The sequence below is a fragment of the Methylobacterium sp. WL8 genome, from assembly GCF_008040045.1.
GTDB lineage: Bacteria > Pseudomonadota > Alphaproteobacteria > Rhizobiales > Beijerinckiaceae > Methylobacterium > Methylobacterium cerastii.
On the sequence record NZ_VRVF01000033.1, the window covers coordinates 1 to 11968 of the forward strand.

At 67.5% G+C, this 11968-nt stretch carries 10 protein-coding genes, 1 tRNA gene and 1 pseudogene; all 12 read left to right on the forward strand.

The genetic code is table 11. The features are described from left to right. Positions 1-128 (forward strand): annotated as a pseudogene (gene tuf / locus FV234_RS13390) (elongation factor Tu); the annotation flags it as partial. A 197-nt stretch (positions 129-325) separates the two neighbouring features. Next, positions 326-1123: a hypothetical protein gene (locus FV234_RS13395; protein WP_147829752.1), complete on the forward strand. Its 798-nt coding sequence runs from the start codon at positions 326-328 to the stop codon at positions 1121-1123. A 176-nt stretch (positions 1124-1299) separates the two neighbouring features. Further along, positions 1300-1376 (forward strand) — tRNA-Trp (locus FV234_RS13400). Between the two features lie 188 nt (positions 1377-1564). Continuing rightward, the gene (secE, locus tag FV234_RS13405; protein WP_147829754.1) at positions 1565-1861 is read left to right on the forward strand and encodes a preprotein translocase subunit SecE; all 297 of its coding nucleotides are present in this window, start codon (positions 1565-1567) and stop codon (positions 1859-1861) included. Positions 1862-1921: 60 nt separating this feature from the next. Beyond that, positions 1922-2455, forward strand: coding sequence for a transcription termination/antitermination protein NusG (gene nusG, locus FV234_RS13410; protein ID WP_147752987.1), 534 nt, complete (start codon positions 1922-1924; stop codon positions 2453-2455). Positions 2456-2646: 191 nt separating this feature from the next. Further along, positions 2647-3099 carry a 50S ribosomal protein L11 gene (rplK, locus tag FV234_RS13415; protein ID WP_147752988.1) on the forward strand — a complete coding sequence of 151 codons (453 nt, stop codon included), beginning with the start codon at positions 2647-2649 and terminating at the stop codon, positions 3097-3099. A 12-nt stretch (positions 3100-3111) separates the two neighbouring features. Then, positions 3112-3810, forward strand: a complete 699-nt coding sequence (gene rplA / locus FV234_RS13420; RefSeq protein ID WP_147752989.1) for a 50S ribosomal protein L1 — start codon at positions 3112-3114, stop codon at positions 3808-3810. Positions 3811-3890: 80 nt separating this feature from the next. Next, positions 3891-4178 (forward strand): GIY-YIG nuclease family protein, encoded by a 288-nt coding sequence (locus FV234_RS13425; RefSeq protein ID WP_147752990.1) that lies wholly within the window; start codon positions 3891-3893, stop codon positions 4176-4178. 261 nt (positions 4179-4439) lie between these two features. Further along, the gene (locus tag FV234_RS13430) at positions 4440-6083 is read left to right on the forward strand and encodes a B12-binding domain-containing radical SAM protein (protein ID WP_147829756.1); all 1644 of its coding nucleotides are present in this window, start codon (positions 4440-4442) and stop codon (positions 6081-6083) included. Between the two features lie 518 nt (positions 6084-6601). Next, the gene (gene rplJ, locus FV234_RS13435; RefSeq protein WP_147752992.1) at positions 6602-7120 is read left to right on the forward strand and encodes a 50S ribosomal protein L10; all 519 of its coding nucleotides are present in this window, start codon (positions 6602-6604) and stop codon (positions 7118-7120) included. 60 nt (positions 7121-7180) lie between these two features. Next, positions 7181-7558 (forward strand): 50S ribosomal protein L7/L12, encoded by a 378-nt coding sequence (rplL, locus tag FV234_RS13440; protein ID WP_147752993.1) that lies wholly within the window; start codon positions 7181-7183, stop codon positions 7556-7558. A gap of 266 nt (positions 7559-7824) precedes the next feature. Then, a complete protein-coding gene (gene rpoB / locus FV234_RS13445; protein ID WP_147752994.1) occupies positions 7825-11949 on the forward strand; it encodes a DNA-directed RNA polymerase subunit beta in 4125 nt (1374 codons plus the stop codon). Positions 11950-11968 lie beyond the last annotated feature (19 nt).

An 11968-nucleotide genomic window follows, 5' to 3' on the forward strand; every position in this document is an offset into this window, starting at 1 on the left:
CGGGCGACAACGTGACCATGGACGTCACGCTGATCGTGCCGGTGGCCATGGAGGAGAAGCTGCGCTTCGCCATCCGCGAAGGCGGACGCACCGTCGGCGCCGGCGTCGTCGCCGCCATCAACGCGTAAGCTGCTCGAAGCGAGCGATTCGGCACGGCCGGCGGTCTCCGCCGGCCGTTTTGCGTCGCCGAGGCCGTGGAATCGGGTCCAAGCCCCGTCGTCACCGCCTCAAATCGGCGTTCCCTCAGCCGCGACGGCCCCGGAGCTTGACACGAGGCCTCCGGTTTACTTTCCTGATGCCCGCGGTCTCCGGCGGACCATCAGGAATGAACACCTCGATTAGGTTTCCGCGGCCGACGCGCCGTCTGCTGCTCGCCGCCGCCGCGAGCGCGATCCTGATCCGCCCGGCCTGCGCGGACGCCCTCAGCGACGGACGCTTCCGCGCCGAGGTGGCGGCCGTCCTGCGGGCGATGCTGCCCGGGGCCGAGATCCTCCCCGACCCCGATCCGAAGCAGATCCTGTTCGGCGGCAGCACGATCGCTCTGACCAACCTCTATCCGCGCGTCGCCCCGCTCGCCGGCGACGCGCGCCGGCGACTGATCGAGGCGCACCTCGCCACCGCGCTGAAGGCCGTGAACGCGCCGCCGTCGACCGGAGAGCCGAGTCTCGCGGCGGTACGCACGCAGCTGCGGGTGCAGCTTCTGCCGCGCGAAATTCTGCGGCAGGTGCCGGACCTCGCCACGCGGACCTTCTCCGAGACCCTGGTCGTGGCCTACGTCATCGATGGGACGGACCGGATGCGCTACCTGACCCGGTCGATGCTCGACGGGTGGGGCGTCGGCGCCGGGGCGATCCCGACCGCCATCGAGGCTCTGGCGCTGGCCAACCTCGCCGAGGCCTCGAAGGACGCCGCGTTCGCGCTCGCGGTCGCCGACGGCACGCCCATCTTCGTCATGACGAGCGAGGACGACAACTACGACGCCGCCCGCCTGATGCTGCCGAGCTATCTCGACAGGGTCCGGAGCGCGTTGAAGGCGGAGGCCGTCACCGTCGCGATCCCGACGCGCGACCTGCTCATGGCGTGGCCCGCCGACAGCAAGGCCCGCGCCGGCTTCGCCGCGTAGGTGCGCGACCGGCTGCGGAAGGGGCCCTACGGCCGCAGCGACGAGCTGTTCCACGCCGACGCCGCGGGATTGCGACCGCTGACGGCGGCCGAGCGCGCCGATCACGGCCGCTGACGCATTTCCCGCCCGGCCGGGCCTTGCATCCCGGCGCCCGATCGGGCATTGGGCGACACGATAGGAGTGTAGCTCAACTGGTCAGAGCGCCGGTCTCCAAAACCGGAGGTTGCGGGTTCGAGTCCCTCCACTCCTGCCAGTCTACAGCGCCTTCCAGCCACCAGCTGCTGCCCATCTCCCATTCCCGCGACGTGCCGCGGCTGTCGACAACCCCGACGACTTGCGCTAGAGCGGGCGCACTCCGAGATCGATGGCGGCTGTCGGTTCGGGCTCGTTCGAGCGAGCTTCCGAACCCGTCGTCATTCTCGAAACCCGGTTCCTGACGCCATGGCATCGAACGAAGCGACCAAGAAGGCCGATCCGGCGCGCGGCCCGGTCCGCGGCGCGGCCTCGCAGCCGCCGCAGCGCAACGCCCCGCCCGCCCGGCCCGCGCCGAAGCGCGTCGGCCCGCTGGATTTCCTCGGGCAGGTGCGCGACGAGGGCCGCAAGGTCACGTGGCCGACCCGCAAGGAGACCACGGTCACCACGATCATGGTGTTCGTGATGGTGGTGGTCGCGAGCCTGTTCTTCACGGTGGTGGATCAGGGCCTGCGCTACTTCGTCGGCCTGATCCTGGGTCTCTAGGACAACACACACCGCCTCGGGCCCCGGCCCGCCGCGAACGCTCAGGAGTCGATCAGAACCGTGTCGAAGCGCTGGTACATCGTCCACGCCTACTCGAATTTCGAGAACAAGGTCGCCCAGTCCATCAAGGATCAGGCGGCCCAGCGTGGGCTCATGGACCTCTTCGAGGAGGTGATGGTCCCGACCGAGAAGGTCGTCGAGGTCCGCCGCGGGCGCAAGGTCGACGCGGAGCGGAAGTTCTTCCCCGGCTACGTGCTGGTGAAGTGCGACCTCACCGACGAGGTCTACCACCTGATCAAGAACACCCCGAAGGTCACGGGCTTCCTCGGCGCCGACAAGTCGAAGCCGGTACCGATCCCGGATTCGGAAGCCGAGCGGATCAAGGGCCAGGTCGCCGAGGGCGTCGATCGTCCCAAGCCCTCGATCTCCTTCGAGATCGGCGAGACGGTCCGCGTCGCCGACGGTCCCTTCGCCTCGTTCAACGGCACCGTCGAGGAAGTCGACGAGAGCCGCTCGCGCCTGAAGGTCGCCGTGTCGATCTTCGGCCGCGCCACCCCGGTGGAACTCGAATACGCCCAGGTCGAGAAGGCCTGACGTAGAGCGGACGGAGGGCGGCGGAGAGGGCAGGGGCGACCCTTCTCCCCGCAGCTCGAACTTCGCCGATCACACGCGGAAGGCCCGCCCGGTTCGCCGCCGGGGTCCACGGTCCGCACCGCGACCTGCAACCGCCCGTCCGACCGAGCCTCAGGCAGCCCGGCGGCGCGCAATCATTTGGGAGCAGTCCCATGGCGAAGAAGATCACGGGCTACGTGAAGCTTCAAGTCCCGGCCGGCGCCGCCAACCCGTCGCCGCCGATCGGTCCCGCGCTCGGTCAGCGCGGCCTCAACATCATGGAATTCTGCAAGGCCTTCAATGCGAAGACCGCGCAGATCGAGAAGGGGACCCCGATCCCAGTCGTGATCACGGCCTATCAGGATCGCAGCTTCACCTTCGAGATGAAGCAGCCGCCGGTCACCTTCTTCCTGAAGAAGGCCGCGGGCCTGAAGATCGGCAAGAAGCCGGCCTCGGGCTCCAAGACCCCCGGCAAACCCGGCTCCAACGTCGGCAAGGTCTCCGAGGCGCAGCTTCGCGAGATCGCCGAGAAGAAGATGCCCGACCTGAACTGCGACTCGGTGGACGCCGCCGTCGCGATGATCCGTGGCTCCGCGCGGGCCATGGGCCTCGAAGTCACCGCGTAAGGGGAGGGCACCATGGCAAACGAAGGCAAGCGCATCCGCGCCGCCCGCGAGGGCATCGACCCGACCAAGCTCTATGGCATCGCCGAGGCGGTCGCGATGGTGAAGGCCAAGGCCAACGCCAAGTTCGACGAGACCGTCGAGGTCTCGATGAACCTCGGCGTCGACCCGCGCCACGCCGACCAGATGGTCCGCGGCGTCTGCAACCTGCCCAACGGCTCCGGCCGGACGGTGCGGGTGGCGGTGTTCGCCCGCGGCGCCAAGGCGGACGACGCCCGCGCGGCCGGCGCCGACATCGTCGGCGCCGAGGACCTCCTCGAGATCGTCCAGGGCGGCAAGATCGACTTCGATCGCTGCATCGCCACCCCGGACATGATGCCGCTCGTCGGTCGCCTCGGTAAGGTGCTCGGCCCCCGCGGCCTGATGCCGAACCCGAAGGTCGGCACCGTCACCATGGACGTGAAGTCCGCGGTCGCCGGCGCCAAGGGCGGCTCGGTCGAGTTCCGCGTCGAGAAGGCGGGCATCGTCCACGCCGGCATCGGCAAGGTCTCGTTCGACGAGCAGAAGCTCGTCGAGAACATCAAGGCGTTCGCCGACGCGGTGGCCAAGGCCAAGCCCGCCGGCTCCAAGGGCACCTACATCCAGCGCATCGCCGTCACCTCGACGATGGGCCCGGGCGTGAAGGTCGAGCCGGGCTCCGTCCTCGGCGCCTGATCCGTCCCGCACGAACGACGAAGCGCCCGGCCCCTGCGGCCGGGCGTTTTTCGTTTGAGTCCTCCCGCTGCGGGCCACCGATGACGTCTCACGTCGACATCCTGGCCAACCAGCGGAACGGAACGCTCTATACCGGTTCCACGACGGATCTCGCACGACGCGTCTGGGAGCATCGGACTGCAGTGACGCCCGGCTTCACCAAGACCTACGGCGTCGTGATGCTGGTCTGGTACGAGGATCATCCGCGCATCATCGACGCTCGGATTCGTGAGTACGCGATCAAGCGCTGGCGGCGAGCCTGGAAGCTGGCGCTGATCGAGGCGATGAACCCGGATCGGCGTGATCTGTATCTCGATCTCAATCAGTAGCCAGAGCCGCTGCGCGGCGCTTTCCAGGCTGGGTCCCGGATCGGGTTCCGCTTCGCTTCACCCGTCCGGGAAATCGGGTGCGCATGACTCGACCCTGGCAGCAAACCCTCGCCGTTTTCCTGGACGCCTGAAGCGTCAGCGAAAGGCGAGCCGGGACCCAGCACGAGAAGCGCCGCGGAGCGGCTCCATACCCGACATCACGATGCAGATTGCCGCAGCCAAGGGGGGCGCCATCGCCCGTGCCTGTGCTAAATAGACGGCATGCGATGCACCCTCCCCGTACAGACCAAGCGACGCATCCTATGCGTCTTCCCCGCCTACACGCCGTCCTTCGGGACGTTCTCCCACGCCTACCCGTTGATGGGCGGCGTGAAGGCCTTCATGCCGCCGCAGGGGCTCCTGCTGATCTCGGCCTACATGCCGGAAGGCTGGGAGTGCCGGTTCGTCGACGAGAACATCAAGCGCGCCACGCCTGAGGAGTTCGCCTGGGCCGACGCGGTGTTCGTGTCGGGCATGCACATCCAGGAGCCGCAGATCCACGAGATCGCCAAGCGCGCGCACGCCGCCGGCAAGGTGACGGTGCTCGGCGGCCCCTCGGTCTCGGGCGCCCCGGAGAAGTACCCAGACTTCGACTACCTCCACATGGGCGAGATCGGCGACGCCACGGACGAGCTGGTATCGATCCTCGACCGCGACCTGACGCGCCCCTCGGCCCAGGTTCGGCTCGAGACGAAGGAGCGGCTGCCGCTCTCCGACTTCCCGGCGCCGGCCTACGAGGCGGCTCCGTTGAAGCGCTACCTGATCGGCTCGCTGCAATTCTCGTCGGGCTGTCCGTACCGCTGCGAGTTCTGCGACATCCCGCAGCTCTACGGGCGCCAGCCGCGGCTGAAGAGCGCCGAGCAGATGTGCGCCGAGCTCGACGCGATCATCAGCCAGCCCGGCCACCCGGCGGTGGTCTACTTCGTCGACGACAACTTCATCGCCAACCGCAAGGCGACGCGGGACATGCTCCCGCACCTGGTGGCGTGGCAGAAGAAGAACGACTACCCGCTCCAGTTCGCCTGCGAGGCGACCCTGAACATGGCCAAGCAGCCCGAGATCCTCGAGCTGATGCGCCAGGCGAACTTCATGACCGTGTTCGTCGGCATCGAGACGCCGGAGGAGGACGCGCTCAAGGGCATCGACAAGACCCACAACGCCGCCGTGCCGATGTACGGCGCGATCGAGACGCTGAACTCCTACGGGCTCGAAGTGACCTCGGGCATCATCCTCGGCCTCGACACCGAATCGGACGCTTCCGAGCAGTACCTGATCGACTTCATCGACAAGTCGGGCATCCCCGTCCTGACGATCAACATTCTTCAGGCGCTGCCGAAGACTCCGCTCTGGGACCGGCTCGAGAAGGAGGGGCGGCTGCTCCACGACGCCAGCCTCGAATCGAACGTGCTGTTCAAGCGTCCGCACGACACCGTGGTGTCGAGCTGGCGCCGGGCCATCGCGCACGCCTACGAGCCGGAAATGATCTTCGAGCGCTTCAAGCACCAGTGCGCGACGACCTATCCCCACCGGATCAAGACGCCGACCAAGGGCAAGCTCACCTTCACCAACCTGCGCCGCGGGCTGATCCTCGGGTTCAACATCATCACCCGGGTCGGCATCTTCTCCGACTACCGCCGGCCGTTCTGGTCGGCGGCCGGCTACGCCCTGAAGCGCGGGCAGATCGAGGCGGTGTTCAACATGGGCTTCGTCGCCCACCACCTGATCCGCTTCACCCGCGAGGCCCTGCGCGGCGAGCACAACGCCTCGTTCTACGCGGCCAAGGCCGCCGAGGCGGAGGCCGCGCGGCAGCGCTCGTGGTGGGAGAACGCGCGCAAGCGCTTCGTGCCGGAGCGCGAGGCGGCCTAGGGCCGCGACGGCCGGCGCGGCGCGACCACGTCGGAAAAGTCGCGTTTCGGTACTTGGCAGGGCGCTTGCTTGGCTCTATACACCGCGCTCCACGCAATTTTCATGTTTGTTGATGGAGCCCGTCCGCCCGGGCGGGCTCCGTATCGAGACGCCGCCTGGGTGACCGGGCGTCGATGGCCGGCAGGACCTAAGGGGTGAAAACCTCTGAAGGCCGTGTCCGGCCATGTCCTGTCCGAGACTGCAGGTGCCGGTTCGCCGGCTTAATCCGCAAAGCCTGCACAGACGGGGAAGACCGCAGTTTCGAAGCGCCCGACCGATGAGGGACGGCGTGAAGGCATCGGTTTGAACCATCTCAGCCCTTAGGCATCGCACCCCTCGCGGGGGCGGCACCGGGGGACAGGGCCGTGAAGCGTCGTCCAGGACGTTTTCGGCTTAACCAAGGTCGAAGTTCCGTCCCGGGCGGCACGTGCAACCGGCGGACCCATTCTCGGGTTCCGCTCAAACCGGAGAGAGCCCCAGTGGACAGGACAGCAAAAGCTGATCTCGTCTCGACGCTCAACGGCGTGTTCGCAAAGAGCGCCGTCGTCGTCGTGGCCCACTACAAAGGCCTCACGGTCGCCGAGATGCAGAAGCTGCGTTCGCAGATGAAGCTGGCCGGCGCCACCGTGCAGGTCGCGAAGAACAGCCTCGCCAGCATCGCTCTCGATGGCACGGACGTCGCCTCCATCAAGCCCCTCCTGAAGGGCCCGACCCTGCTCGCCTATTCGAGCGATCCGGTCGCGGCCGCCAAGGTGGCGGTGGATTTCGCCAAGGCCAACGACAAGCTCGTGATCCTCGGCGGCGCCATGGGTGCGACCGCTCTGAACCCGGACGGCGTGAAGGCCCTCGCCTCGCTCCCGTCCCTCGACGAACTGCGCGCCAAGATCGTGGGCCTCGTCCAGGCTCCCGCGACCAAGATCGCTCAGGTCGTCAACGCGCCGGCGGCCAAGCTCGCCCGCGTGTTCGGAGCCTATGCCATCAAGGACGAGGCGGCCTGACGGTCGTTCACCCCTTTCAAACCCATCCCTTCACACCGATATCGTTAGAGGATCATCACCATGGCTGATCTTGCCAAGCTCGTTGACGACCTGTCGTCGCTGACCGTTCTCGAGGCCGCCGACCTCGCCAAGATGCTCGAAGAGAAGTGGGGCGTCTCGGCTGCCGCCGCCGTCGCCGTGGCCGCCGGCCCGGCCGCCGGTGCGGGCGCCGCCGCCGTCGAGGAGCAGACCGAGTTCACGGTCATGCTCGCCGCCGTCGGCGACAAGAAGATCGAGGTCATCAAGGAGGTCCGCGCGATCACCGGCCTCGGCCTCAAGGAAGCTAAGGACCTCGTCGAGGCGGCCCCGAAGGCCGTCAAGGAGTCCGTCACCAAGGACGAGGGCGAGAAGCTCAAGGCGCAGCTCGAGAAGGCCGGCGCCAAGGTCGAGCTCAAGTAAGTCGACGACGGGCCGCACCCGGCCCGTCACCCACGGCGGCTCTCTCGGGAGTCGACCGTGACCGCAGCCCGCGGGTGTTCGCACCCGCGGGCTGAGGCCGCTTCAAGCGGCCGGCGAACCCTGGAACGGGTTTCGGCTTGGCACAAGCCGCTGGGAACAGTCGATTCGGGTGGCGCGGTCCGGCGGGACGCGAGCCATGGCCCGGTGCGGGAGTTGGAAAAACTTCCCCGGGCGACCAGGACGCGAAGATGGTGGAGCGAGGTCACATGGCCAATACGCTGGTCGGTCGCAAGCGCATTCGGAAGTTCTTCGGCAAGATCAAGGAAGTCGCCGAGATGCCGAACCTCATCGAGGTTCAGAAGGCGTCCTACGACCAGTTCCTGATGATGCACGAGCCCGAGGGCGGTCGCGGCGACGAGGGCCTGCAGAGCGTGTTCCGGGGCGTATTCCCGATCTCGGACTTCTCCTCGACGGCGCTGCTCGAGTTCGTGCGCTACACCTTCGAGCAGCCGAAGTACGACGTCGACGAGTGCCGCCAGCGCGGCATCACCTTCGCGGCCCCGCTGAAGGTGACCCTGCGGCTGATCGTGTTCGATGTCGATCCCGACACGGCGGCGAAGTCGGTCAAGGACATCAAGGAGCAGGACGTCTACATGGGCGACATGCCCCTGATGACGGAGAACGGCACCTTCATCGTCAACGGCACCGAGCGCGTCATCGTCTCGCAGATGCACCGCTCGCCGGGCGTGTTCTTCGACCACGACAAGGGCAAGACCCACTCGTCGGGCAAGCTGCTGTTCGCCGCCCGCATCATCCCGTATCGCGGCTCCTGGCTCGACGTCGAGTTCGACGCCAAGGACATCGTGCACGTCCGCATCGACCGGAAGCGCAAGCTGCCGGTGACGTCGCTGCTCTATGCGCTCGGCCTGTCGGGCGAGGAGATCCTGTCCACCTTCTACAACAAGGTCGTCTACGACCGGGACGGCGCCGACTGGCGCGTGCCGTTCGACGCCGAGCGGCTGAAGGGCTTCAAGGCCTCGGTCGACATGATCGACGCCGATTCCGGCGAGGTCGTGCTCGAAACCGGTAAGAAGCTGAACGCCCGCAACGCCCGCCAGATCGCCGAGAAGGGCACCAAGTTCCTCAAGGCGACCGACGAGGACCTGGTCGGCCAGTACGTCGCCGAGGACCTCGTCGACGTGAAGACCGGCGAGATCTGGGCCGAGGCCGGCGAGGAGATCTCCGAGAAGCTGCTCAAGGCGCTGGAAGAGGTCGGCGTCGCCGAGATCCCGGTGCTCGACATCGACCACGTCAACATCGGCCCCTACATCCGCAACACGTTGGCCGTGGACAAGAACTCCGCTCGCGAGGGCGCGCTGTTCGACATCTACCGCGTCATGCGCCCGGGCGAGCCGCCGACGCTGGAGACGGCGGAAGCGATGTTCCACTCGCTGTTCTTCGACAGCGAGCGCTACGACCTGTCCGCCGTCGGCCGCGTGAAGATGAACATGCGCCTTGACCTCGATGCCGAGGACACCGTCCGCACCCTCCGCAAGGAGGACATGCTGTCGGTCGTCATGGCGCTCGTGGAGCTGCGCGACGGCAAGGGCGAGATCGACGACATCGACCACCTCGGCAACCGCCGCGTCCGGTCGGTCGGCGAGCTGATGGAGAACCAGTACCGCCTCGGCCTGCTCCGCATGGAGCGCGCCATCCGCGAGCGCATGAGCCAGGTCGACATCGACACGGTGATGCCGCAGGACCTCATCAACGCGAAGCCCGCGGCGGCCGCGGTGCGCGAGTTCTTCGGCTCGTCGCAGCTGTCCCAGTTCATGGACCAGACCAACCCGCTCTCCGAGGTGACGCACAAGCGCCGCCTCTCGGCGCTTGGCCCGGGCGGCCTGACCCGCGAGCGCGCCGGCTTCGAGGTGCGCGACGTGCACCCGACCCACTACGGCCGCATCTGCCCGATCGAGACGCCGGAAGGCCCGAACATCGGCCTGATCAACTCACTCGCCACCTTCGCGCGCGTGAACAAGTACGGCTTCATCGAGACCCCGTTCCGTCGGGTCAAGGACGGCGTCGTCACCAACGAGGTCTCGTACCTCTCCGCGATGGAGGAGGCGAAGTACTACGTCGCCCAGGCCAACGCGCAGATGGACGAGAACAAGAAGCTCACCGAGGAGCTGGTGGTCTGCCGCCGCGCCGGCGACGTGATCGTCGTCGGCCCCGAGCGCGTCGACCTGATGGACGTGTCGCCGAAGCAGCTCGTGTCGGTGGCCGCGGCGCTGATCCCGTTCCTCGAGAACGACGACGCCAACCGCGCGCTGATGGGTTCGAACATGCAGCGGCAGGCCGTGCCGCTGGTGCGCGCCGACGCGCCGTTCGTCGGCACCGGCATGGAGGCCGTGGTCGCCCGCGACTCGGGCGCCGCCATCGCCGCCCGCCGCTCCGGCATCGTCGACCAGGTGGACGCCACCCGTATCGTCATCCGGGCCACCGAGGAGGCCGACGCCACCAAGCCCGGCGTCGACATCTACCGCCTGCAGAAGTTCCAGCGCTCCAACCAGTCGACCTGCATCACGCAGAAGCCGCTGGTCCGCGTCGGAGAGCCGGTGAAGAAGGGCGAGATCATCGCCGACGGCCCGTCCACCGAGTTCGGCGAGCTCGCGCTCGGCCGCAACGTCCTCGTCGCGTTCATGCCGTGGAACGGGTACAACTTCGAGGACTCGATCCTGCTTTCCGAGCGGATCGTGAAGGATGACGTGTTCACCTCGATCCACATCGAGGAGTTCGAGGTGATGGCCCGCGACACCAAGCTGGGTCCGGAGGAGATCACCCGCGACATCCCGAACGTCTCGGAGGAGGCGCTCAAGAACCTCGACGAGGCCGGCATCGTCTACATTGGCGCCGAGGTGCATGCGGGCGACATCCTCGTCGGCAAGATCACGCCGAAGGGCGAGAGCCCGATGACGCCGGAGGAGAAACTCCTTCGCGCCATCTTCGGCGAGAAGGCGTCCGACGTGCGCGACACCTCGCTCCGGGTTCCCCCGGGCGTGACCGGCACGATCGTCGAGGTCCGGGTGTTCAACCGCCACGGCGTCGACAAGGACGAGCGCGCCCAGGCGATCGAGCGCGAGGAGATCGAGCGCCTCGCCAAGGACCGCGACGACGAGCAGGCGATCCTCGACCGCAACACCTACGCCCGCCTCTCCGGCGTGCTGATCGGCCAGGCGCCGATCGCCGGCCCGAAGGGGTTCAAGAAGGAGACCACGCTGACGCGTGAGCTCATCAACGAATACCCGCGCTCGCAATGGTGGCAGTTCGCCGTCGTCGAGGACCGTCTCATGACCGAGATGGAGGCGATGCAGAAGCAGTATGACGAGTCGAAGAAGCGCCTCGAGCAGCGCTTCCTCGACAAGGTCGAGAAGCTCCAGCGCGGCGACGAGTTGCCCCCCGGCGTGATGAAGATGGTCAAGGTCTTCGTCGCGGTGAAGCGCAAGATCCAGCCGGGCGACAAGATGGCCGGCCGCCACGGCAACAAGGGCGTGGTCTCTCGGATCGTGCCGATCGAGGACATGCCGTTCCTGGAAGACGGGACGCATGCAGACATCGTGCTCAACCCGCTCGGCGTGCCCTCGCGCATGAACGTCGGCCAGATCCTCGAGACCCACCTCGGCTGGGCCGCGGCGGGCTTGGGCCGCAAGGTCGGCAAGGCGGTCGACGCCTACCTGAAGAGCCAGGACATCGAGCCGCTGCGCGCCGAGATGCAGGCGATCTACTCCCCGTCGGAGCTGGAAGGCCTGTCGGACGAGGACATGGCCGAGGCCGCCAACAACGTGCGCCGCGGCGTGCCGATGGCGACCCCGGTGTTCAACGGCGCCAAGGAAGCCGACATCGAGACCATGCTGGAGATGGCCGGCCTCGACCGCTCGGCGCAGTCGACGCTCTATGACGGGCGCACCGGCGAGCCCTTCGACCGCAAGGTGACGATGGGCTACATCTACATGCTGAAGCTCCACCACCTCGTGGACGACAAGATCCACGCGCGCTCGATCGGCCCGTACTCGCTGGTCACCCAGCAGCCGCTCGGCGGAAAGGCGCAGTTCGGCGGGCAGCGCTTCGGCGAGATGGAGGTCTGGGCGCTGGAGGCCTACGGTGCGGCCTACACGCTGCAGGAGATGCTGACGGTGAAGTCGGACGACGTGGCCGGCCGCACCAAGGTCTACGAGGCGATCGTCCGCGGCGACGACACCTTCGAGGCCGGCATCCCCGAGAGCTTCAACGTGCTGGTGAAGGAGATGCGGTCGCTCGGCCTCAACGTCGAGCTGACCTCGTCCAAGAAGGCCGCCAACGACGCCCTCGAGCCGCCCGCCGACGCGGCCGAGTAATCGGACGCCTCGTCGAGCG